General features: G+C 58.1%; 17 protein-coding genes and 1 pseudogene. 8 read left to right on the top strand and 10 right to left on the bottom strand.

Annotated elements, in window-relative coordinates; all coding sequences use genetic code 11:
• The gene (locus tag DHN60_RS03310) at nucleotides 1-2,280 is read left to right on the top strand and encodes an amidohydrolase family protein (RefSeq protein ID WP_159089095.1); all 2,280 of its coding nucleotides are present in this window, start codon (nucleotides 1-3) and stop codon (nucleotides 2,278-2,280) included.
• A 163-nt stretch (nucleotides 2,281-2,443) separates the two neighbouring features.
• Here DHN60_RS03310 and coaD read toward each other — a convergent pair whose 3' ends face one another.
• Both coaD and DHN60_RS03320 read right to left on the bottom strand, forming a co-directional pair.
• A complete protein-coding gene (gene coaD / locus DHN60_RS03315) occupies nucleotides 2,444-2,935 on the bottom strand; it encodes a pantetheine-phosphate adenylyltransferase (RefSeq protein WP_108835798.1) in 492 nt (163 codons plus the stop codon).
• Nucleotides 2,936-3,001: 66 nt separating this feature from the next.
• Nucleotides 3,002-3,436, bottom strand: a complete 435-nt coding sequence (locus DHN60_RS03320) for a CBS domain-containing protein (RefSeq protein ID WP_108835799.1) — start codon at nucleotides 3,434-3,436, stop codon at nucleotides 3,002-3,004.
• A gap of 384 nt (nucleotides 3,437-3,820) precedes the next feature.
• On the opposite strand from DHN60_RS03320, the gene DHN60_RS03325 reads away from it, so the two are divergent.
• From DHN60_RS03325 to mmsB, 7 genes and pseudogenes are all read left to right on the top strand, one after another.
• Entirely contained in the window at nucleotides 3,821-5,320 is a 1,500-nt protein-coding gene (locus DHN60_RS03325; RefSeq protein ID WP_108835800.1) for a CoA-acylating methylmalonate-semialdehyde dehydrogenase, read from the top strand.
• A gap of 43 nt (nucleotides 5,321-5,363) precedes the next feature.
• Nucleotides 5,364-5,750 (top strand): hypothetical protein, encoded by a 387-nt coding sequence (locus DHN60_RS03330; protein ID WP_159089096.1) that lies wholly within the window; start codon nucleotides 5,364-5,366, stop codon nucleotides 5,748-5,750.
• A gap of 414 nt (nucleotides 5,751-6,164) precedes the next feature.
• Nucleotides 6,165-7,076: a VPLPA-CTERM sorting domain-containing protein gene (locus DHN60_RS22465; RefSeq protein ID WP_199913620.1), complete on the top strand. Its 912-nt coding sequence runs from the start codon at nucleotides 6,165-6,167 to the stop codon at nucleotides 7,074-7,076.
• A 118-nt stretch (nucleotides 7,077-7,194) separates the two neighbouring features.
• Nucleotides 7,195-8,469, top strand: coding sequence for a hypothetical protein (locus DHN60_RS22195; RefSeq protein ID WP_159089097.1), 1,275 nt, complete (start codon nucleotides 7,195-7,197; stop codon nucleotides 8,467-8,469).
• 106 nt (nucleotides 8,470-8,575) lie between these two features.
• Nucleotides 8,576-9,718, top strand: coding sequence for an acyl-CoA dehydrogenase family protein (locus tag DHN60_RS03345; RefSeq protein ID WP_108835802.1), 1,143 nt, complete (start codon nucleotides 8,576-8,578; stop codon nucleotides 9,716-9,718).
• Nucleotides 9,715-10,692 (top strand): annotated as a pseudogene (locus tag DHN60_RS22910) (enoyl-CoA hydratase/isomerase family protein); the annotation flags it as partial. The gene DHN60_RS03345 and the pseudogene DHN60_RS22910, both read left to right, overlap by 4 nt.
• 63 nt (nucleotides 10,693-10,755) lie before the next feature.
• A complete protein-coding gene (mmsB, locus tag DHN60_RS22915) occupies nucleotides 10,756-11,628 on the top strand; it encodes a 3-hydroxyisobutyrate dehydrogenase (RefSeq protein WP_306415969.1) in 873 nt (290 codons plus the stop codon).
• Between the two features lie 3 nt (nucleotides 11,629-11,631).
• Here the strand turns inward: mmsB and DHN60_RS03355 are convergent, their stop codons facing one another.
• From DHN60_RS03355 to DHN60_RS03390, 8 genes are all read right to left on the bottom strand, one after another.
• The gene (locus DHN60_RS03355) at nucleotides 11,632-11,877 is read right to left on the bottom strand and encodes a hypothetical protein (RefSeq protein ID WP_108835804.1); all 246 of its coding nucleotides are present in this window, start codon (nucleotides 11,875-11,877) and stop codon (nucleotides 11,632-11,634) included.
• A 110-nt stretch (nucleotides 11,878-11,987) separates the two neighbouring features.
• On the bottom strand, nucleotides 11,988-14,870 hold the full coding sequence (uvrA, locus tag DHN60_RS03360) for an excinuclease ABC subunit UvrA (RefSeq protein WP_108835937.1): 2,883 nt from the start codon (nucleotides 14,868-14,870) through the stop codon (nucleotides 11,988-11,990).
• A gap of 103 nt (nucleotides 14,871-14,973) precedes the next feature.
• Nucleotides 14,974-16,128, bottom strand: coding sequence for an MFS transporter (locus tag DHN60_RS03365; protein WP_108835805.1), 1,155 nt, complete (start codon nucleotides 16,126-16,128; stop codon nucleotides 14,974-14,976).
• Nucleotides 16,129-16,204: 76 nt separating this feature from the next.
• A complete protein-coding gene (lpdA, locus tag DHN60_RS03370) occupies nucleotides 16,205-17,602 on the bottom strand; it encodes a dihydrolipoyl dehydrogenase (protein ID WP_108835806.1) in 1,398 nt (465 codons plus the stop codon).
• Between the two features lie 114 nt (nucleotides 17,603-17,716).
• Nucleotides 17,717-18,298: a DUF924 family protein gene (locus DHN60_RS03375; protein ID WP_108835807.1), complete on the bottom strand. Its 582-nt coding sequence runs from the start codon at nucleotides 18,296-18,298 to the stop codon at nucleotides 17,717-17,719.
• Nucleotides 18,299-18,378: 80 nt separating this feature from the next.
• Nucleotides 18,379-19,647 carry an MFS transporter gene (locus DHN60_RS03380; protein ID WP_108835808.1) on the bottom strand — a complete coding sequence of 423 codons (1,269 nt, stop codon included), beginning with the start codon at nucleotides 19,645-19,647 and terminating at the stop codon, nucleotides 18,379-18,381.
• Between the two features lie 69 nt (nucleotides 19,648-19,716).
• On the bottom strand, nucleotides 19,717-20,799 hold the full coding sequence (gene queA, locus DHN60_RS03385; RefSeq protein WP_108835809.1) for a tRNA preQ1(34) S-adenosylmethionine ribosyltransferase-isomerase QueA: 1,083 nt from the start codon (nucleotides 20,797-20,799) through the stop codon (nucleotides 19,717-19,719).
• A 21-nt stretch (nucleotides 20,800-20,820) separates the two neighbouring features.
• Nucleotides 20,821-24,255 carry a DUF3971 domain-containing protein gene (locus DHN60_RS03390; protein WP_108835810.1) on the bottom strand — a complete coding sequence of 1,145 codons (3,435 nt, stop codon included), beginning with the start codon at nucleotides 24,253-24,255 and terminating at the stop codon, nucleotides 20,821-20,823.
• Nucleotides 24,256-24,310 lie beyond the last annotated feature (55 nt).

Here is a 24,310-nt window from a genome sequence, read left to right on the forward strand (position 1 = left end):
TTGCTCCGCTCAGTTCTCTACATCACTGCTTTTATTACCAGCTGCTTTGCCTCTGCCGCCGTAGCTTCCCAGGTAGCAAACCCCGCCGCCGCGTATTGCATCGAACAAGGCGGGGCATATTCCACAGAAGACACAGACGAAGGTCAGCGCGGTCTGTGCACGTTGGCGGATGGTTCTGTGGTCGATGCATGGGCGCACTTTCGAGAGCAACATAGCGCCGCTCCCTCGGGCAGCACGCAACTGGCAAACCCCGCTGCTGTGTATTGCATCGAACAAGGTGGGACATACTCCATCGAAAACACTGACGAAGGACAGCGCGGATGGTGCACGTTGTCTGATGGAACTGTGGTCGACGCATGGGAGTATTTTCGAGAGCAACACGCCCTTGCAACAGAACCAAACGGCCCGGTTATCGCAGACCGCATTTGGACGGGAGGCCCAATCCTGACAATGGATGACAAACAAATGCGGGCCGAAGCTTTGGCAGAAAAAGACGGCGTCATTGTTGGTGTCGGCAAAGCAGACGACATAATGAAGCTGCGCGGCCCCAGCACCGAGATGATTGATCTGGCAGGCCGCGCGATGATCCCCGGCCTCGTTGACGCTCACGGCCACGTGTTCATGACGGGTATTCAGGCGCTGTCGGCGAACTTGCTCCCGGCGCCCGACGGCGAAGTGAACGATATCCCCACGTTGCAGCGTGTACTGCGCGACTTTGCAGACGCCCAACCTGAACGCGTTGCTGCTGCCGGCTTGATCCTCGGGTTTGGCTATGATGATGCGCAACTGGCAGAGCTACGTCACCCCACCCGCGATGAACTGGATGCGGTGTCATCCGACATTGCGGTTTATGTCATGCACCAATCCGGACACTTCGGAGTGGCAAACACCAAGGCATTGGAACTTGGCGGTATCACGGCGGACACCCCTGATCCGGCCGGTGGGGTCATTCGACGCCGTGAAGGCAGCAATGAGCCCAATGGCGTGCTCGAAGAGAACGCAACAGCGCCCGTTCTTGCGGCCTTGCTGAGTGGACTTGATGTAGAGGCAAACCGTGCAATTTTTCTCGCAGGCACAGAGCTTTACGCCTCGTTCGGCTATACCACCGCGCAAGAAGGCCGCTCGGTTCCTGCGGTGAGCAGACTCATGCAATCGGTGGCAACAGAAGACGGCCTTGATATCGATGTCGTGACCTACCCCGACGTGTTGGTGGACCGGGACTATATCCTTGAAAACCAGTCCCGCACGTACACAGACCGGTTTCGTGTAGGTGGGGCAAAGCTCACGATTGACGGTTCGCCGCAAGGGTTCACTGCGCTGCGCGACCGCCCTTACTACAACCCGCCAGAAGGCTTTCGAGCGGATTATGCAGGTTATGCGTCAGCCACTGGCGATCAGGTTTTTGATGCGGTCGACTGGGCCTTCGAAAACGGAGTTCAGATCCTTGTGCATTCAAATGGCGAGGGCGCCTCAGACATCTTGATCGGCGCGGTCGATACCGCCACTCAGGCGCATGGAGAGGCAGACCGCCGCCCTGTTCTGATCCACGGACAGTTCCTGCGCGAAGATCAGGTGGACGCCTTTAACAGTCTTGATGTGTTCCCGTCGCTGTTTCCGATGCACACGTTTTATTGGGGTGACTGGCACCGCGACCGTACAGTTGGCCCCGCCGCGGCAGACAACATTTCCCCCACAGGATGGGTCCGCGATCGCGGCATGATGTTTTCAAGTCATCACGACGCACCCGTGGCCTTTCCGGATTCGATGCGCATTCTGGATGCGACAGTCACCCGCCGCTCGCGTTCCAACGACATTATCGGTCCAGCGCATCGCGTGGATGTCATCACAGCACTCAAGGCCATGACAATCTGGCCCGCCTATCAGCACTTTGAAGAAGACCGGAAGGGATCACTGGAGAAAGGCAAACTTGCCGATCTGGTGATCTTGTCCAATGACCCCACGGCCATCGACCCTGAAACGCTCGACAGCATCACCGTTGTCGAGACGATCAAGGAGGGCGAAACCGTCTATGCCGCCAACGCTCAGGAAGGATTTTTGAACTACCGGCCTCGAAAAGACGGAACCGATCCTTACGCGGATTTCCTGCGCCTTGTTGCGGTGACGCAGGACATGCAAGGATCGCCCGGGGCATTGGGCCGCTTGTCGCCCTCGATAATGGCCAGGGCGCCACATTCAGGTGCCTGCGAGGCGCGCACATTGGGTGATCTGATAACAGCGTCCGTTGTCACCGCAGATCTTGGAGAACAGATTATCAAATAGGGTCACTTCCTGACGAACCATGCGCGGTTCGGAGTGTTGGTCAGGCTGCTTTGTCACAGGCTGAGACCCTTTCAGGTCTCGGGCAGCTGTTGAAGCTCTGCGGCGAGCCCTTGGGTCTATGCTTCGCGAAGGTGGTTTGGCCTAACGTTTGGATACTTGCGGGTCACGCAAACCGTTCTTGCAGGGCTTTGTTCACAAGCGGGGTGACAAAAGTGCTGACATCCCCGCCCAGCCGAGCGATTTCCTTGACCAGTTTGGACGCAATAGCCTGGTGTTGGGCCTCGGCCATCAGGAATACCGTTTCGATACTGTCGTTGAGTTTGCGGTTCATGCCGACCATTTGGAATTCATACTCAAAGTCCGCCACCGCGCGCAGTCCGCGAAAGATAATCTGCGCGCCCACGTCTGCGGCGCAGTCAATCAATAGGTTTTCGAAGGGATGCGCGACGATTTCGGTCCCCGTTTGCTCGCTCAGTACGGCACATTCTGCCTCGATCATCGCAACGCGTTCTTCCAAAGAAAACAGCGGCCCCTTGTCCCGATTGATCGCCACACCAATCACGAGGCGGTCCACCATCGGACTGGCGCGACGAATGATGTCCATATGCCCCAGCGTGATGGGATCGAAGGTGCCAGGGTATAGGCCGGTACGCATTGGGGCGCCTTTCGCAAGTCGAATTACGGCAATCCAACATTTACGTTAATGGATTGCAAGGCGGCTTTAGTGCCCCATGATCATGCCCTCAAGGGCATCTTTCTCCATCGCCAACTCTGTCAGTCGCGCCTTGACCGCGTCACCCAGCGTGATCAGTCCGATCAACTGTCCGTCTTCCAGAACAGGCATGTGCCGAAATCGCCCGTCCGTCATCTTTTGTAGAACGCTGTCGGCGCTGTCTTCGCGCGCGCATGTCACCAGTTTGGACGTCATGTAGGCGTCCACACGGTCATTCAGAATGGACCCGCCCCTTTGGGACAGCATCCGGACAATGTCGCGTTCCGACAGTATCCCATCTGCGCGCAGCCCGTCCGTGGAGATCACAACGGTACCGATCTTACGCTCCGCCAAGATGTTCACCGCTTCGGAAACCAATGCACCCGGCTTGACCGTGACCACTGTATCGTCCGATTTCGATTTAAGAATCTGATGAACAAGCATGGTTTGGTCCTCTGTATTGGTTGTGTTGTCCCGTCAGCGTCGGGTGCGAGGGCGCCTTGTGTCAAGGGTGCAGTGCATTCTAAGGCCAGTCGGCGCTTTTTCGTGCCGGGTGGGCGCAAGATCGGGCCGCGCGTTTTGGAGAGTGTAGACAAAGTTCCAGCCTACCAAGTGCCTACGCCAAACCGGGACCGGCCCCCAGTCCATTCGAAACAAATGGCCCGTGATGCGCGTTGAGCGGGAAAACACGGACTTGCCCCTTTTACCCCACGTTTTGCGGCGCTATCGTGCGCGCAAGCGCGGTTTGTCGCGCTCTGTGCCCGCGCTGCGGTTCAGGTACAGATAGCCCCACACAGATCTGCGCGTCGCTGCGCAACAGGAGACTGCATGCAAGACCTCACCCACTATATCAATGGCGCCCATGTCGCTGGCACTTCTGGCCGCTTTGCGGATGTGATGAACCCGGCGACGGGTGAGGCGCAGGCGCGTGTGCCGCTGGCCTCAACCGCCGAGGTCGCTCACGCCGTAGAGATCGCCGCCGCAGCACAGCCCGCATGGGCCGCTGTGAACCCACAGCGCCGCGCGCGCGTGATGATGAAATTTGTAGCCCTGCTCAACCGCGATATGGACAAGCTCGCCGAAGCGCTAAGCCGCGAACATGGCAAGACGCTGCCGGATGCTGCAGGTGATGTGCAGCGCGGTCTTGAGGTGGTCGAGTACTGCATCGGAGCGCCGCACCTGTTGAAGGGTGAGTATACGGACTCCGCTGGTCCCGGCATCGACATGTACTCGATGCGTCAGGCGCTGGGTGTGACGGCCGGCATCACCCCGTTCAACTTTCCAGCCATGATCCCGATGTGGATGTTTGCGCCCGCGATTGCGTGCGGCAACGCATTTATCCTGAAACCATCCGAGCGGGATCCGTCTGTGCCGCTGATGCTGGCCGAGTTGATGGAGGAAGCAGGCCTGCCCAAAGGTATCTTGCAGGTCGTCAACGGGGACAAAGAAGCAGTGGATGCAATCCTGCACCACGATGTCATCCAGTCCATCGGTTTTGTCGGATCAACTCCGATTGCGGAATACATCTATGGCACCGGCTGTGCGAACGGCAAACGGGTGCAGTGTTTCGGTGGGGCCAAAAACCATATGATCATCATGCCCGACGCGGATATGGATCAGGCCGCAGACGCCTTGATTGGCGCGGGATACGGGGCTGCTGGCGAACGTTGCATGGCGATCTCGGTTGCCGTGCCTGTGGGCGATGAAACGGCCGACCGCCTGATCGAAAAACTGGTGCCACGCATCGAAAAGCTGAAAGTCGGCCCCTACACCGCTGGCAATGACGTCGACTACGGGCCTGTGGTCACAGCGGCCGCCAAAGCCAACATCGAACGTCTGGTACAGACGGGTATCGATCAGGGGGCCAAGCTGGTTGTCGATGGACGCAACTTTAATCTTCAGGGCTATGAAGATGGCTTTTTCGTCGGCCCACACCTGTTTGATCACGTGACCAAAGATATGGACATCTACACTCAGGAAATCTTTGGCCCCGTTCTGTCGACAGTGCGCGCCCAAAGCTATGAAGAGGCCATCGGCCTTGCAATGGACCATGAATACGGCAACGGCACCGCGATCTTTACCCGCGACGGCGATGCGGCACGCGATTTCGCGAACCGGATCAACATCGGGATGGTGGGCATCAACGTGCCAATCCCAGTGCCGCTGGCCTATCACACCTTTGGCGGGTGGAAGAAATCAGTGTTTGGGGATCTAAACCAGCACGGGCCGGACGCGTTCAAATTCTATACGCGAACCAAGACGGTCACGGCGCGCTGGCCGTCCGGCATCAAGGAAGGCGGAGAATTTTCAATTCCCGTTATGGAGTAATTTGCCCCTTTCCTTCCGCATAATTCCGGAGCGCGGTCTTGTCGTGGTCGAGTTCACTGGATACTCGACCATCGACGATTTCATGCGCGCATCGGCCGCTTATGTGGCGCACCCGGATTATGTGGCGGGGCAGAAACAGCTGGTCGACATGACCCGCATCACCGGCTTTGAAAAAGACTATGTTCGCTTCATGGAGATACAAGCGGCCAAAGCAGAACGCCTGGCGGGTGCGGGCGTGCAATCGCTGTGCGTCTATGTGGCCCCCACCTCGGTCGCCAAAGAGATCGCCATCCTGTTCACCCGCACATGGGCGGACATCACCAATGTTGTGATTATGGTGCAAGACACCGAGGCCGAAGCGCTGACTTTGCTTGGCCAACCAGAGGGCAGCATTGATGAAATGCTGCGCGCCACAGGGGTTCAAACTTAGAGAGGCGAGCAAGGGAATGACAGCCTCGGGAGTTCAACATAATCAACCAACTCGCGGCATAAGCCAAAACGAGCCGGATAGTCCAATCGCTGAACCAAAACGGTAACGGCTTGCTGGACCATCGCCACTAAGAAAAACTGCAATTCTATCCACTCTTGTGACGGAACAGCGAGGGCGTGGATACAATGAGATTTCCGAGGACACTTGCGTCTCATTTTATGACAGGACTGCGGCAGTTTACAGCGAGAATCAGTCAGCAACAGGGCGGGCATTCTAGTAAGCTGTCAATTGATGGATACGCGGTCGCACTACCAATACGTGCAATTTTACGGTTGCAAATCTAGCTTTGAGCCACTTTACGCCGATAGCACCACCCCAAATAGCAAAGCACACTACCCTTAGCAGAATCCGGTAATGGAATGGACTTACGGTTTGTTGTTTGTGCCAAATTGTGTCAATTTAGCGGCAATTATGACATATTATGCAAATACGGGACTTTTGATCCCGGGTGATTGGGAGTGGCGATTTATGTTTGGCCTAAAAACAACTTGGTCCGGAGCGCTGGCGTTGGCGGTTGCGGCGGTCTTTTCATTTAGTTCGGATGGTCATGCTGCAACCATTGGTCCCTGCTCTGACTTTTCTCCGGATGTTTCCGGCGCAGTCGTTGCGACAAACGGCACCGTAGCCGGATGTGTAGTAACTGATATTGCTAACGAAGACGCAACCAACATCGACGGACTGTTTGGCGCAGTTGTTGGAGATCTATCCGCTGATTGGCAAGGTGACAAAACAGACAGCAAAGTCGATGGGGCCTTTGGGACAAGTTCTTTGGGGTCGTATCTGACGATCTCCGCGAACTCGAACCCTGATCCATTTGATGTCGCGGGTGACTGGGAAATTTCAGCTTCTTTCTTTGACGTGTACAAATATGGACTTCTCTTATTCAAGAGCGGCAACGAAGCCTTCCCCGGCACGGTGATTGGCTACCTGATTACAGAAGACGACAGTGCCGACGGTGCCGAGGGTACGTATAATGGCCCTCAGATGTTCTACAACTTTCAAAAATGTAATGGTGCCAACGCGCCAGATCCATGCGATCCGACCTCCGCTGGCGGCGCCAAAGGGGACCCTGTTAGCCATATATCAGTTTATGGATTTGGCACACCTCCCGAGGACTGCCCTCCAGGCCAAATTCGCCTGAACGGTGTTTGTACCACTGGGACGGGTGAACCGCCCGCGGTACCACTTCCAGCTGGCCTTCCGCTCATGCTCACTGCAATCGGTGCAGGCGCATACCTGCGCAGACGCGCGCGGAAATCCGCTTAAACTTCTAAATTAGACAGCATTAAGGAAGGCGCCCTGTGAGGCGCCTTTTTTTTGCCCTACTGTCCTCTCAATCACCGCGCACCCAAGACACGGTCAAGAATTGAGCGGAGCAATCAGAATGAGCAAACCGAACCCAATGGGTGGCCAAAACGGCCATGCACCCGACCGTCTTTTGCCTCTGGCGTTTGACGAAAACATTGTCACTGGTTTTTTCGCAAAAGGTAAAAGCCTCGGCAAACAGGTCAAAGACATTCTGGAGACCAATACAGGCGCAGACGTGGCTTCCATCGGAACGCACGTGTCTGCTGCAGCGGCCAAATTGATCAAGAACGCTGAAACGCCCGAGAACGAGGCGCACGAGGGCAGCAGCATTGAACTCAGCGGCTATCTGTCGACAGATGAGGCCGATCTGATGGGTCACATGGATGACCATGATCACACTCATGACGACCATGAACATTCCGAGCTGGACCATTCCGACCTTGACGGCTTCGCAGAGGCCCGTGGCGGCAAAGGCGGCAAAAAAACAGATGACGGCACCACATCAGACGGTGGTGGTGGCAAAGGAAGAGGCAAAAACAAAGTCGTTGAGGAAACCGACGAAGTCGAACCAGCGCCGGAGCCAGAGCCAGAACCAACGCCAGAACCAGAACCCACACCTGAGCCTGAGCCTGAGCCAGAGCCTGAGCCTGAGCCAGAACCCACACCTGAGCCCGAGCCAACCCCTGCCCCGTCCACTGAATTTGGCTGGTTGAATGCGAATACCTACTTAAGCGGAGGCGATACACCGGATGGCTTCAATGTGGAATTGGTGTTCGACGGTTTCTGGACTGACTCGCAGAAAGAAATGGGGGCTCAACAGGCTGAAATTCTGAGCGACATTATCATCGGTGATCTGCCGAACTATGGTGACATCGACGACGTTCGAATTGAGATCAGCACGTGGGAAATTGACGGTTCGGGCGGGACATGGGGCCTCGGCGGATACTCCCAGCTCAGAGCCGATGGCATGGTAGCCGAGGGTGGCATATTTCTGGACCCAGCGGACATCGGTACAGCCGAAAGTCGGGAGATGCTGGACGAGTTGATGATGCACGAAATGATGCACGCCATCGGATTCGGCACCACATGGGACCAGAACGGGCTCACATCAAACGGCACCTTTATCGGAGAATACGCCGTCGATGTATACGGTAGCTCGGTCCCGATCGACAACTCAGGCCATCTATCAGAAGCGGTCGGCGACGAGATGGGAACCACCTATATCTCTAACAATGCAGAACCGATCACCGATCTGACGCTCGCCATACTCGAAGATATGGGTTTCGAAACAATCTACGAACCACCTGTCGAAGAGGAAGAAGAGACTGTCGACGACTTCATGTTGTTCTAGTCGCGACTAAAGCACCACAAGCAAAGGCAGCTCTCGGGCTGCCTTTTTTATGGGAGTTCCATTCCCCTGCGAACATGGCATATTCCAGCCAAACACAGGAGGATACATGGATTTCGCCCTGACAGAGGAACAGACCGCCATCTTTGATATGGCGCACGCATTTGGGCAGGACAACATCGCGCCCCACGCCCGCGATTGGGAAGCCCAAGGTACTATTCCAAAAGAACTCTGGCCCGAGGTCGGCGCGCTGGGTTTTGCCTCGCTCTATGTGTCCGAAGACGCAGGCGGCTCCGGTCTGTCCCGGTTGGATGCGACGCTGGTGTTCGAGGCTCTCAGCATGGCCTGCCCGTCTGTCGCGGCATTCCTTTCGATCCACAACATGTGCGCCAAGATGCTCGACAACTTCGCCAGCGATGATCTGAAGGCCCGGGTCATGCCCGGCGTTCTCAGCATGGACACGGTGCTCAGCTATTGCCTGACAGAACCCGGCAGCGGGTCGGACGCCTCTGCCCTGCGCACCCGCGCCGAGCGCACAAACGAGGGTTACGTTGTGAACGGCACCAAGGCGTTCATTTCGGGTGGCGGATATTCGGACGCATATGTCTGCATGGTCCGCACTGGCGAGGATGGGCCAAAGGGCGTGTCGTGCATCTACGTGGATGACGGTGTGGATGGGCTGAGTTTCGGTGCTTTGGAAGACAAAATGGGCTGGCGCAGCCAACCTACGGCGCAGGTGCAGTTCGACAATTGCAACATTTCTTCGGCTAATCTTGTCGGTGAAGAGGGTCAGGGTTTCAAATATGCGATGATGGGGCTGGATGGCGGACGTCTGAACATTGCCGCCTGCTCGCTTGGGGCTGCACAGACGGCCCTCAACAGCACTCTGGCCTATATGGGCGAACGCAAGGCCTTTGGTCAGCCCATTGATCAGTTTCAGGGGCTGCAATGGCGCCTTGCGGATATGGAGATCGAGTTGCAGGCGGCCCGCACTTTCCTGCGCCAGGCAGCATGGAAGCTTGATACCGGCGCGCCTGACGCGACCAAGTTCTGCGCCATGGCCAAGAAGTTCGTGACCGAAGCCGGGTCGCGTATTGTGGACCAGTGCCTGCAACTGCATGGCGGCTACGGATACCTTGCCGATTACGGGATCGAAAAGCTGGTGCGCGATCTGCGCGTCCACCAGATCCTTGAAGGCACGAATGAGATCATGCGCGTGATTGTAGCCCGAGACATGTTGAAGAACCGATGAGCGATATTTCTATCCGCATCGAGGGGTGCGCCGGCCGTATCACCTTGCAGCGCCCCGAAGCACTCAACGCCATGACATACGAGATGTGCGTGGCGATTGAGCAGGCCTTTGATGAATGGGCACAGGACGACGCAGTAACACTGGTGGTGTTGGACGCCGAAGGCGACCGTGCGTTTTGCTCAGGCGGTGATATTGCCGAACTGTACGAGACCGGCACTAAAGGCGACTATGCCTACGGCCAGAAATTCTGGGCTGACGAATACCGCCTGAACCACAAGATTTTCCAATATCCCAAACCTGTTGTGAGCTTTCTGCAGGGCTTTACCATGGGTGGCGGGGTTGGGCTTGGCTGCCACGGCTCGCACCGGATTGTGGGGGAAAGCAGCCAGATCGCAATGCCGGAATGCGGGATCGGGTTGATGCCCGATGTAGGGGGCACGCTGATGCTGGCCCTCGCGCCCGGCCGGCTTGGGGAATACCTTGGGACAACGGCGGCACGGATGGATGCGGGGGATGCGATTTTTGCAGGCTTTGCGGATCACTTTATCCCGCAAGCGCAATGGCTGGACCTGATCGCCACCCTCGAACAGACCGGCGATATTGCCCGCATCGCAGGCGCTGCCGCGCGCCCCACCCCCGGTCCGTTACAAGCGGCGATGCCAGACATCGACCGGCACTTTCATGGGGCCGCCCTTGGCGATGTTTTCACCACCTTGCGCGCCGAAGACAGCGACTTTGCCCGCGACACGCTGAAAAAGATGGGGCGCAACAGTCCATTGTCTATGGCCTGTACGATCGAGGCATTGCACCGTTTACGTGGTCCAACCCTAACCTTGGAAAAGGCGCTGGATCTGGAATACCGTTTCACCGCACGCGCGATGGAGCATGGCGATTTCCTCGAAGGAATCCGCGCGGCTATCATCGACAAGGATCGAAATCCAAAGTGGCAGTTTGCCGATGGTGCAGTGCCTGCCACAGCCGTGGCCAAGATGCTGATGCCGCTGGGGGAAATGGCGTTGAAATTGGGAGAGACGGGCATGAAAATTGGGTTTATCGGACTTGGAAATATGGGCGCGCCTATGGCTGCCAATCTGGCGGCTGCGGGGCACGATGTCTCTGGCTTTGATGTTGCGGGCACGACGGCCAAAGGTGTTAGTTCTGCCACCAGCGCTGTTGAGGTCGCTGACGGCGCAGACATCGTGATCGCGATGCTGCCAAACGGAGACATCCTGCGCGCCGTCGCAGCGGAAGTAATCCCCACCATGCGCGCAGGCACCACTTTCATTGATTGCTCGACCGTGGATGTAGACAGCGCGCGTGCCGTTGCTGATATGGCCGAGGCAGCGGGTATCTTATGCGTCGACGCGCCTGTATCGGGCGGCATTGGTGGGGCCGCAGGCGGCACGCTCACCTTTATGGCGGGCGGGAGCGAAGCCGCATTTGCCAGCGCAGCCCCCCTATTCGACATCATGGGTCAAAAGGCTGTGCATTGCGGCGATGCAGGCGCCGGTCAAGCCGCCAAGATTTGCAACAACATGATCCTTGGCGCCACGATGATCGCCACCTGCGAGGCCTTTGCGTTGGCCGACAAGCTGGGGTTAGAGCGCCAAAAGATGTTTGACGTTGTCAGCACGTCGTCGGGGTTCAGTTGGTCAATGAACACCTACTGCCCTGCCCCCGGCGTTGGTCCAACCAGCCCTGCGGACAACGGATACACCCCCGGCTTTGCAGCCGAACTGATGCTCAAGGACCTTGGCTTGAGCCAGCAAGCGGCTGCGGCCGTGGATGCGGACACGCCGATGGGCCAACGCGCGCTGGAATTGTACCGTCAGTTCGTCGAGGACGAAGACGGAAAAGGCAAGGATTTCAGCGCAATGCTGCCCCGGTTTGAAACGCGCGGACGCTCCTGAGCCCTACTTGCCAACCGTGATCAACAGCAAGACCGTGAACATCACGGGCACAAGGCACAACGCCACGATGATCAGTGCCGGATAACCCCATGTGGCGATGGCGAGGCCCCAGGTCACGATTAGCGTAAAAACAAGCAGAAACACCCGCAGCTCTGTCCCAAACAAGGTCGGTCCAAAGGTGTTCGCCAAGTCGCTTGGGCTTTGTGCCTGGGCAACTGGTACAGCGACGTTCGTGGTGTTGGTGGTCATCGGTCATCTCTCCATCTGATGTTAGGATGGAGATAGTGCGGCTGTCACACTGCGGAATGCGGCATTCTGACTGAAACAGTCGGGATTAATTCTCCCCCGTAGGCCCGCCGCTACTCTGCGGCGACCTTGCGGGATGTCAGCATCGACTTGAGGTAGTGGCCCGTGTGGCTGTCGGTGATCTCGGCCACTTCTTCGGGTGTGCCAGTGGCCACAACTTTCCCGCCGCCATCCCCACCTTCGGGACCGATATCGATGATATGATCAGCCGTTTTGACCACGTCCAGATTGTGTTCGATCACCACCACGGAATTGCCCTGATCCACAAGTTCATGAAGCACTTCCAACAACTTACGCACATCTTCAAAGTGAAGACCTGTCGTGGGTTCATCCAAAATATAAAGTGTGCGCCCGGTCGAACGTTTGCTGAGTTCTTTGGATAGCTTTACCCGCTGCGCCTCACCGCCCGATAGGGTCGTCGCTTGCTGACCAACCTTGATGTAGCCAAGACCCACCCGCATCAGCGCATCCATTTTTTCGCGGATGGTTGGAACAGCCTGAAAGAAGGTTTGCGCGTCTTCAACCGTCATGTCCAAAACGTCGGCGATGGACTTGCCCTTGAATTTGATCTCAAGCGTTTCGCGGTTGTAACGCGCGCCTTTGCAGGTTTCGCATTCGACATAGACATCGGGAAGGAAGTGCATCTCGATCTTGATCACACCGTCGCCCTGACAAGCCTCGCAACGCCCGCCTTTGACGTTAAAACTGAAGCGTCCGGGCTTGTACCCGCGCGCCTTGGCTTCGGGCAGCCCTGCGAACCAGTCGCGGATTGGGGTGAAGGCCCCGGTGTACGTGGCAGGGTTGGACCGTGGCGTGCGCCCGATTGGGCGCTGATCGATATCAATCACCTTGTCGAGGTGTTCGAGCCCTTTGATCGTCTCACATGGCGCAGGCGTCTGGCGTGCCCCGTTCAAGCGCATCGAGGCCGTCTTGAACAGCGTTTCGATGGTCAGCGTGGATTTCCCCCCGCCCGACACACCTGTGACACAGACGAATTTTCCCAGTGGAAAATCAACGGTCACGTTCTGCAAGTTGTTGCCCGTCGCTTTGACCACTGTGACCTTCTTGTTGCCCTTCTTGCCTTTGCGCCGCGTGGCGGGCACTGCAATTTCGCGCACGCCGGACAGGTAGTCGCCAGTGATCGAACCACTGGCTGTGACCTCGGCCGGAGTGCCGTGGGCGACAACTTCGCCGCCATGCACGCCAGCACCGGGGCCAATGTCGAACACGTAGTCCGCCTCTCGAATTGCCTCTTCGTCATGTTCAACCACGATCACGGTATTGCCCTGATCGCGCAGGTTTTTGAGCGTGCCAAGCAATCGATCATTGTCGCGCTGATGCAGGCCGATCGACGGTTCGTCCAAGACATAAAGCACGCCTGTCAAACCAGAGCCGATTTGAGATGCAAGCCGGATCCGCTGGCTCTCTCCACCACTTAACGTACCGCTTGAGCGGGAAAGCGTAAGGTATTCCAAACCCACATTATTCAGGAACCCAAGGCGCTCGCGGATTTCCTTGAGAATGGCCCGCGCAATCTCATTTTTCTGCGATGTCAGATACTCAGGCACGGCAGAGCACCAGTCATAGGCCTCGCGGATCGACATCTGCACAACCTGGCCTGCGTGCAGCAGTTTGTCCGGGTCATCAGCGGGGCCGATCTTGACCGCCAACGCCTCGGCGCGCAGACGGTAACCGTTGCACGTCCCGCAGGGGCGGTTGTTTTGATAGCGTTCAAACTCTTCGCGGATCCAGTTGCTGTCTGTCTCGCGGTAACGCCGTTCCATATTGGGGATGACCCCTTCGAAGACGCGCGTGACTTGGTACACCCGTCCACCTTCGTCGTAGCGGAACGGGATTTCCTCATCGCCAGAGCCGTAGAGGAAGACTTGTTGCACAAAGGCTGGCAGGTCTTTCCACTTGGTTTGCTGGTCGAATTCGTAATGTTTGGCGATAGCTTCGATGGTTTGCAGGAAATACGGGGATTTGCCTTTGCGCCATGGGGCCAGCGCGCCATCGTAGATTTTCAGGTTCTGGTCAGGCACGACGAGGCGTTCGTCAAAGAACAGCTCTGCCCCCAACCCGTCGCAGGATGGGCATGCACCGAAGGGCGCGTTGAACGAGAACAGGCGTGGTTCGATCTCTGGGATGGTAAATCCACTGACCGGACATGCGAATTTTTCTGAAAACGTCAGGCGTTCGGGATCGCCCTCTGCTGGAGCGGTTTCCAGAACGGCAATGCCATCGGCCAGATCCAGCGCTGTGCGCAAGCTGTCCGCCAGCCGAGTTTCCAATCCTTCCCGCACCACGATCCGGTCCACGACAACGTCGATGTCATGGCGGAATTTCTTGTCGAGCGTGGGCGGTTCGTCGAGTTCGTAAAAGGTACCGTCGACTTTGACACGTTGGAACCCTTGCTTGCGCAACTCAATGAATTCCTTGCGGTATTCGCCCTTTCGATCACGAATGATTGGCGCAAGCAGATAGGCACGTGTGCCCTCTTCAAGGCCCATCACCCGGTCCACCATGTCTTGTACCTGCTGCGCCTCGATTGGCTTGCCCGTTTCGGGGGAATACGGCGTGCCGACGCGCGCGAACAGCAGTCGCATGTAGTCGTAAATCTCGGTCACGGTGCCGACGGTCGAACGGGGGTTCTTCGACGTCGTCTTTTGTTCAATCGAGATGGCAGGGCTCAGGCCGCTGATGTGATCCACATCCGGTTTCTGCATCATGTCGAGGAACTGGCGCGCATAGGCGGACAGTGATTCCACATAGCGACGCTGGCCCTCGGCATAGATCGTATCAAACGCCAGCGACGACTTGCCTGACCCCGAAAGCCCAGTGATCACAACCAGTTGGTCGCGCGGAATATCCACGTCGATGGACTTAAGGTTATGCTCGCGCGCGCCGCGCACCTCGATGTTCTTTAGCTCGGCCATGATCAGCCCCCCGGTTAACACTTCGTACATAGGCCAGAGGCGCTGTCGGGCCAATGGAAAAATGAGAACATGGCGTGAACATGCGCGTTGCTGCCATGGGATGTCAGTGGCGACGGCGCATCGCCATCCATGCGTGCACAAAAAAGCCGCCCATAAGCACGAATATCGCTGTCCAAATCATGCCTGCGTACCCGGCCACCCCAAGAATTGCCAAAAGCGCAGGCGTTCCGATGGTGTTGCCCAAGTTGCCGGTCTGGGCCAGCGCGCCGTAGGCCTGGGCCTGCGTGTTAGGCGTCGTGTTCAGTTGTGGGATCGATGCGAATGTCGCCCCCTGCACCAGCCCCAGCCCCGCTGCAAGCCCAAGGCAGGCAGCTGGCAGCCCCGGTGCCATCAGCAACCAAATGAGCGCTGCGACGCTGCACACAAAACCCACTTGCGTGAGCTGTACCGCCGAAATCATGCGCAGCGCCCAAACCCCCAGTGTCATTGATACCGCAATCGACACCAAAGGCATCGCCCCGATGACCCACGCCCGCCACTCTGGTGCAATGTAGGGCGGCAAAACCGTCAGAATGGCGAGGAAACAGAAGGTATAGAACAACCAGCCTGCCCCGGGTGCTGCAATGCGCGGCGAACGGTAGATGGTGAGGTGATCAGACAGCAGACCACGCAAGGACAGAGCGCCCTCAGCTCGGTCCTGTATTGGGCTAAGAAACCGCGTCAACACAATCGCAAAAACAGCCATCCAAATGGCATGAGCGATGAAGAGCGCCGGCACCCCGTATGCGGCAACCAGCGGTAGGCCGAGCGCGACCAAAAGAGTGAAGGCGACGCCGAAAAACGTGCTCCAAAGCGTGAGGGTGAAACCGGTGTGGCGCGCCGCGCTTAGGCTAGCGATGAGTGTGGGGGCCGCGACGACGATGGCGAGGTGCGACATCCCCTCAACCACACGGCTGGCCAACATCAGGGGCAGCGCAGGCAATGTGGCCTGAAACAGCGACATCGCCACCCCAGCCCAAAGCGCCCACAGCATCGCACGCCGATACCGGATGCGCGCGACGACAAGGCCCGCAACGACGCCCAGAAGAATACCGACAAAGCCGACAAGAGACACCATAAACCCAAGTGCAGCCCCAGCATCCGGATAGACGGGCCCGAGTTGGTCAAAGATCACGCTGATCTTGGCATATTGCCCAGCTGCACCCAGCCCTGCCCCCCAAAGGATAAAAACGAAGGGAAAGTTGGTGTGCTGGGTCATAGACCCCGGCTACGCCTCACGCGCCGGGGCTTCAAGTTGTGATTTAGTCTCCCATGCCGTCAAGCATGGGCCTCACTTAAAAGTGGATGGCACGGTCGTAGGCATCCAAAACGCTTTCGTGCATCATTTCTGACAGCGTTGGGTGCGGGAAGACGGTGTGCATCAGGTCTTCTTCTGTGGTTTCGAGCGCCTGACCCACCACATAGCCCTGGATCAGTTCCGTCACTTCGGCGCCGATCATGTGCGCGCCCAAAAGCTCACCTGTTTTGGCGTCAAAGACGGTTTTGATAAGCCCCTCAGGCTCGCCCAAAGCGATCGCCTTGCCGTTGCCGATGAACGGAAATTTACCGACCTTAATGGCGTAACCCGCTTCTTTGGCTTTGGCCTCGGACAGGCCCACGCTTGCCACCTGCGGATGGCAATAGGTGCACCCCGCAATGGAGTTGGGTTTGATCGGGTGCACGTCGTTTTTGCCTGCAATCAACTCTGCAACCATTGTTCCCTCATGGGACGCCTTGTGTGCCAGCCAAGGGGCGCCCGCGATGTCGCCGATGGCATAGAGCCCATCAATGCCGGTGCGGCAGTATTCATCTGTAACCACGTGGGTGCGGTCGATTTTCACCCCGAGGGCTTCGAGACCCAGATTTTCGACGTTGCCGACGATGCCGACGGCAGAAATCACGGTGTCAAAGTCGTGCTTTTCGACCTTGCCGCCCACTTCGATATGGGCCGTGACTTTGCCTTTGGCGCGGTCCAGCTGTTTGACCATCGCTTTTTGCATGATCTTCATGCCCTGCTTTTCAAAAGACTTTTTCGCGAAAGCGCTGATTTCTTCGTCTTCGACAGGCAACACCCGGTCCATGACTTCGACCACAGTCGTGTCGGCGCCCAGCGTGTTGTAAAAGCTCGCAAATTCGATGCCAATGGCCCCGGATCCAATGACCAGCAGTTTCTTTGGCATCCGTTTAGGTGTCAGCGCCGCTTTGTACGTCCAGACCAGTTCGCCATCCGCTTCCAAACCCGGCAACTCGCGCGCGCGCGCGCCGGTTGCGAGTATAATGTTTTTGGCAGTCAGTTCTTCGGTGCCCTTGTCGGTTTTGACGGACACTTTGCCTTTGGCGAGGATCGTGCCCTCGCCCATAATCACGGTCACCTTGTTCTTTTTCAGCAGATGGCCGATGCCGCCTGACAATTGGCCCGCAACCTGACGCGAGCGTTTGACCACAGCGTCCAGATCGTAGCTTACATTGTCTGCCTTCAGGCCAAATTCCTTGGCGCGATGCATCAGGTGGAACACTTCGGACGAGCGCAACATCGCTTTGGTCGGGATGCAGCCCCAGTTCAGGCAGATGCCGCCCAAATGTTCGCGTTCCACCACGCAGGTGCTCAGACCCAATTGTGCCGCACGTATTGCCGCCACATATCCGCCTGGGCCGGAGCCAACCACCACCACGTCAAAGGATTTTGCTGCCATGTCTCGTGTCCTCGTCAAACTCTGATCAGAATTAGTTTAACGGTAAACTACTTTTGATCAGACCTCAACGTACGACATGCGCGACACTTCGACCTCAATGGAGCACGGTCAGATTTAGGCGGCCGCGGCCGCCTCTTGCAGTTCGCGCAGGATTTCGCCGTAGCCACCCAGATCAAGGAACGCTTGTTCTGCGCCCGTGGTTTTGCGCCCCAGACTGGCATTGCGATGTGGGAACCGGCCAAACCGGCGGATCACTTCGCGGTGGGCACGGGCGTGTAGCAGAAATGTCGCATCGCCCATCCGCTCGCTGATCAGACGCACAGCGCGGTCCTGATCCGTAAGGTTTTCCGAATGCTCGAGCGGCAAATAAAAGAAAACGCGAGCGGGCGGGTCGACACGTAGGTCCCAGCCCTTTGCGATGGCCGACTTTGCAGCAGCCAGTGCGGCCCGGTCGGTGGCAAAAGCCTGGCAAGAGTCCCGGAAAATGTTACGCGACATCTGATCTGTGAGGATCGTATAGGCCAGCGCCCCGTTGGGATAAGTCAGCCAGAGCGCGTATTGCCCTTCGGATGCCCCTTGCAATGCACGCCCAAAACGCTGGCGTACGGTGTCGTCGAAGTCAGCATCCATCCTGAACCAGTGTTCCGGTGTGCACTCATCCAACCAGAACTTTAGTATTTCATCCGGACCTACCATGGTTTTCACTCCTGCTCCCATGCCCCGTTATCAAATCGTTACACGTCAATATGTGGTCCGCCCAATCACGAAATACAACATTATGCAGCTTTACCGTCATCATCTCCGGCCTGATCAGCGCTGATGGCGTATTCTTGTGCAATTTCCATTGAAACGGGCGTTACCGCACTCTGCGCCATCGCCACGTAGGCACCGGTTTCCGTGACCGAGATCGCGTCGCGTTGCGTGGTGCGATACATGGCGTAACCTGCGAGGACGGCAAACAAAACAGCAATGAACAGATAAAACCCGCTTGGTCCAATGTTCTCCATCAGTGCCCCCACCACAAGCGGGCCAAACACAGCACCCAAACCACTGATAAAAACCAGTCCGCCAGAGGCTGCGGCCATGTCTTCATGCTCCAGATAGTCATTCGTGTGTGCCAACAGCAGCGAATAGGCTGGGTTCGACATTCCCCCCACCACAAAGGCTGAGATCAGCAACCATATGAGGTTCGGGCCCAACAGTATGCCTGCGACAGCGCCTGCAAGGCCTATGGCTGAGACGACAATGATCAACTGCCGCCTATCCATCCGGTCAGATATCCATCCGATCGGGTATTGCAGCACCATAGCCCCGACAAAAAAGGTCGCAACGAAAGTCGAAATCTCGGCAACGCTCAGACCCACCTGCGCCCCGTAAACAGACGACATGCCAAACTGCGCCGAAAACACGCCGCCCAGCAGCAACATCCCGAAACAGCCCAGAGGCGACTTGCCAAAAAGGTCGCGCAGGGTCATCGGTTTGGTTGAATCAAAGGCCGGCGTCGGTGTGATCGACAATAGAATTGGCGTGATCGCAAGAGACACGAGCACTGACGGAATCACAAACAACACAAAACCGGACGGGTCCGCCGTCAGCAAAAGGGCCTGACTGATCACGATCCCCGATGTCTGCACGATCATGTAAAGCGAAAGGGCCTTGCCCCGGTTCGAGTTGTCAGCAGCATCGTTCAGCCAGCTTTCGGCCGTGACGTACACAGCCGAAAATCCGAACCCGATCACCACACGGCCCAGTGCCCAGACCCACGGATTGGCGAATGTCGGATACAGCAGGATGACAGCCGAAATCAGCGAGGCGAGGGCCGCAAAGACCCGCACATGCCCCACCCGTCGGATCATGTTTGGGGCCATACGGCTTCCGAACAGGAACCCGGCGAAATAGGCCGACATCACGATAGACATCTCGAGCGTCGAGAATCCTTCGATCTCGCCCCGGATGCCCAACAGCGTGCCCTGCATGCCGTTGCCCACCATCAAAAGGCACATGCCCAAGAGCAGCGCCCACGCGCTTGTGATGACCTGGATCATGACGCTCGTCTCCTGCGCGCTGTGTCAGAGTCACCGATGGCATGGCCTGCGCGATTGAGTCGCCGCATATTACGACTTTGTCGTGTCGGTTTTGTCTGTGTGCGTCTCGGGCAGCAGCAACGACGCATCGCCGTATGAAAAGAACCGATAGCCCTGTGTTACCGCATGTTCGTAGATGCGTTTTATCCGGTTTTGCCCCATCAGCGCGGCCACCAGCATCATCAGTGTCGATTTGGGCAGGTGAAAGTTGGTCATCAACCCGTCGGCGACTCGGAAAGGAAAGCCGGGGTAGATGAAGATATCCGTCTCCCCCTCCCACGGGCTTACCCCGTTGTCCCGCGCCATGGTTTCGATCAGTCGGAGCGCTGTGGTGCCCACGGGAATTACGCGCCCACCCTGCGCCTTTGCGGCTGCGATGTCCTGTGCGGCGCGCGCGCTGACCTGCCCCCATTCGGCATGCATCTTGTGGGTGGAGACGTCGTCGACCTTGACGGGCAGAAACGTGCCTGCGCCCACGTGCAGCGTAACATAGGTCGTCGCAACGCCCCGCGCCCTCAGCGCGTCCATCAAAGCGGCGTCAAAGTGCAGCGACGCCGTCGGGGCAGCAACGGCCCCGCTGTTGGCCGCCCAGATGGTTTGATAATCCACCTTGTCGCGTGCATCGGCCGCGCGTTTGGCAGCAATGTAGGGCGGCAATGGCATGGCCCCGGCTTGGGCAAGCGCCGCATCAAAGTCATCGCCAGTCAGGTTAAACTGCAAGTGGCCCTGCCCGTCTGCGGTACCGGCCAGCGTCGCCGACAAATCTACGGACAAACGCACCTCCTCGCCTACCCGCAGTTTCTTGAGCGGTTTGACCAGCGCCGACCATTTGCCGTCGCTGCGCGGTTCCAGCAGCGTGACTTCGATCCTTGCCGTCGTTTCACCCTGTGCAGAGGTCCGCGCGCGGGTGCCGAAAAGGCGCGCCGGGATGACCTTGGTGTCGTTCAGCACCAGCAGATCACCGGGGCGCAGCCAATCCACCAGATCGGTGACATGCTGATCGTGGATAGTGTCAGCCTCCGCAACCAGCAGGCGCGCTGAGGAGCGCGGCACCGCAGGCCGTGTCGCAATCAGGGTTTCAGGTAGATCAAAGTCAAAATCGCTGAGTTTCATGCCCGCGCTCTACACCGGCCCTCAGCGGCTGTCACTCGCTTCCTGACGCAGGCGCATCCGTCGTTGGGCTTCTGTCTCAACAGGCTCGCTCAAGTCGCTCTCTTTGGGTTCGCTCAACGCGCTTGCCTCAGGAACCACTGGGTCGATTTCGTTTGTAACGGTTGGCAACGTGGGGGGTTGGGCGCGGAAAACTTCACGGAACATACCCGGAGTGAGGGCCGAGAGAGGATTGACCTGCACCTGAGGATTGGAAGCCGCCCCGCGCAAAGCGTAGTTGAACCCAATCAGCCCCTCGCCTTTGCGCGTAAGGATACTGCCGATCCCGTTGATCAGGTACAAAGGCGAGATGACGCCCTGCATATCAAGAATTGAGCGGTTCACATCGTAGGTGCCAAACATGGAAAGCCCCATGGACGGCCCGACAGCACTGGCCTGTGTCAGCGTCATAATCGATGGGGTCAGGCGAAAGGCGGCCTCGACTTCCTGAAAATGAATGCCCGGCCCGCCCATCTGTTCCAGAAGGCCCACGATGCTAAGCGCATTCAAAAGGGCGGCAATGGCAGGCGCATCCTGAATACGGGTTTCACGGATGCTGAGACTACCATCAAAGCTCGCCGAGCCCACGGGCCGCAGGGTCAGCGATAATGTCCCCCCGCGCGCCTGCTTGAGGATCGCAGCAGAGGCCGCAACCCCACCGGCATCATCCGACGTGATGCGGATGGCGCTGCGCCCGTTTTCCGGCAGAACCTCACCGCGAATGGGCGTCGCCCCGTTGATGCGGGCCTGAAATTTGCCGCTCAGGCCGCGCGCCATGTCAAACTCGCCCGCAAGACCGGTGAGCCGGATGGTGTCAGTGATCAGCAACTGATCCAGCGTCAGGTTAAGTGGCCCACCGCCCTGCCCGCCTGCGCTGCCTGATCCGGAGCCGCCAAAATCAGCTTGCCGCAAGTCAAGCTTGCCGCCCCGCACATTGATCGCCGGGGGCACATTTACGCCCCGCCCGACCAGATCAACCGGGGCATCCAGCCACTGACCGACCTGCACCCGGTCAAACCGGGCACGCTCTAACCCGCCATCCGGGCGCAGAGTAATGGCGCCGCTGGCACGCAACCCCGGCGCGTCCAACTCGAGCCGATCCACCCGCGGGGTTTCTCCCAACTGCCCGGTGACCGACAAAATCGCCGGGGTTTGGGCCGCTTTGCTCCATCCCAATGGCGGGGAAGACAGGCGGATACCACGCAAATCCGATTCAACCTGAAATGTCGGGACCGTGTCGTCCGCTGGCAGGGTCACTCGGATACGTCCCGTACCCTGCCCCGTCAACAAGCCCGGCGGAAGTCCCAGACCCAGCACTGTTTCGGTGCGCTCGGACAGTTCCATCGTACCAGTGACGTTGCTCGGCTGCGGACCCGTGCCAATGGGTTGCTCCCATATGGCCTGAAATGGGATTCCGTCGAGCGTGCCAAGGCCCGAAATCTCCACACCCGCGTTGTTCGCCACGACCTCAAGCGTGCTTGTGGCAAGGGTGCGCCCTTCGATCAGGCGGGTACTTGTCACTTCGCGCGCAGTCCCGCGGGCGTCAAATATCAACTCGCCCGGCTTCAATCCCTTGCGCAAAGACAGCGCCAGTGTCCCTTCGGCTTGCAGATATCCGTCAGCGATGGCAGTCGGCAGATCCGCCTTAGACATTATGCTCAGCGGTGGGGCATCCAGCATGGCCAGTGCTGCGGTGACGGTGCCGCGAGTTTGCAGGCGGACGATCGCGGGCGGGTTCGGCTTTGCGCGCACATCCGGGATGATAAATGACGAACTCGCCACATCAATCGCCCCGCCCTCGGGCGCGATCACCTTGCCTGCGTCCACCGTCACCACAAACCGATTATCAAGCAGGCTGGCCGTACCCCGCGCCTCAGTGATCGGCGGCAACGTCTTGGTATAGCGCACATGGGCGTCTTCGAAGTCAAAGCTGATAAACGCATTGAGCGGCGACCCGGGCGCATCCCGCAACACAGCGTCCATGTTTCTGAGTCTGCCCCCCAACAGATTATCTACAAGCCATGCCCGCGTTTTTGGAACTGCCCCATGCGGCCATAGGGCAAGCAACCGTTCGGGCAAAATGCCGTCCATTTGCGCGTCCAGACCATAGCTCCACCCTTCCGGGCCCGCCTCAAGCACACCGCGCGCAAGCACGGTTTGGCCCTGATCCTGAAACACCGCCTGCCCTACATCCAAGCGAAAGGGATCAAGACCAAGGCGGAAATCCATCTCTGCAGCCTCAAAACTGACAGGCGCGTCATAGAGGTTGTCGGGATTGGCTGTCAGCGTAGACGAGCGGAATTGCCCCACCAGATCATTGAGCTGCCCATCCGCAGTGAGCCCAAGAACCGTCTGTCCTTCGATCCGGCCAGTGATCCAAGCACTGTCGACGGAGAGTTCATCAAACGTAAGCACGCGCGCGGCGGGGTCGTAGTTGAAATAGCTGCGCGCCGAGGAAAACGGTACAGGCCGGGCGGCGTCGTTGGGCTGGATCACGCCTGCCCCGATGGTGAGTGTCGCATTAAGAGGGGCAAGCGTTCCGTCGGTGTTGACCCCTGCGCGCATTGCGCCTGAGATCGGCGCACGCAATACGTTGAGCCACGCGAATGGGGGGGCAAGCGTTGCGATGTCGCCCGCATCTATTCCTTCGATTGATGCCCCGAACGTGGCGGCCACATCGCCCATACGGCTTTCATAGTTCGCCGCCAGCGTCGCGACCCCCTGCCCGCCGCTCAGCAATGCGAGGTCGGTGGTGATGCGCACGGCCTCGCCCGCTCGGGTCAGCTGTGCGCGCCCGCCGTCGATCGTCCAGGCCCGATTGGCCCGCACATCTTCGACCTGCAGTGTTAAGGCACGGATTTCAGCAGAGCGCAGCGCGTCAAAACCGGGGTGTGAAAGGATCGTATCGATCCCTGCGATCAGTTCGGCCAGGGTGGCGGCCTGCCTGTTGGGGGCCGACAGATCCAGCCCACCCGACAACACAACGGTGCCATCCATCTGCCGACGCAACCGGGCAAAGACGCCGCTGACAGACAAATGTGTGGGCTGCATCTTGCCGTTCAACAGGCCTGCGAAAGACAAGTTGGCGCGCATTTCACCAAAGGCCGCAATTTCGGCACCGGTGTCCGAGATCAATTGCACATTTGTCATGCGCACCTGCGGATGGGCGCCATCCTCAACCACCAGATCGAGCGCATCAAACCGCATACTCGCGGCCCCAAGCGCGTCAGCGACCCGTGTCTCGATCTCTGTACGCAACCAGACAGGCGCCGAAACGGGCCGCCCAATCATTACATAAACCAAAGCTCCCAAAAGAGCCGTAAACATCAAAGTCGTCAGCAGACTACCAACCCGGTGGCGACGCCACAGGTTCTTGCGCCGCACGTTGGGCGCGACGGATGTTGGTTCAGAACTGCTCATACCTTTATTCTTGTCTGTGCTGACCTATCATGCCAGTCACAACTTCTTCTTTTTT

This window comes from Tateyamaria sp. Alg231-49 (assembly GCF_900143535.1).
GTDB lineage: Bacteria > Pseudomonadota > Alphaproteobacteria > Rhodobacterales > Rhodobacteraceae > Tateyamaria.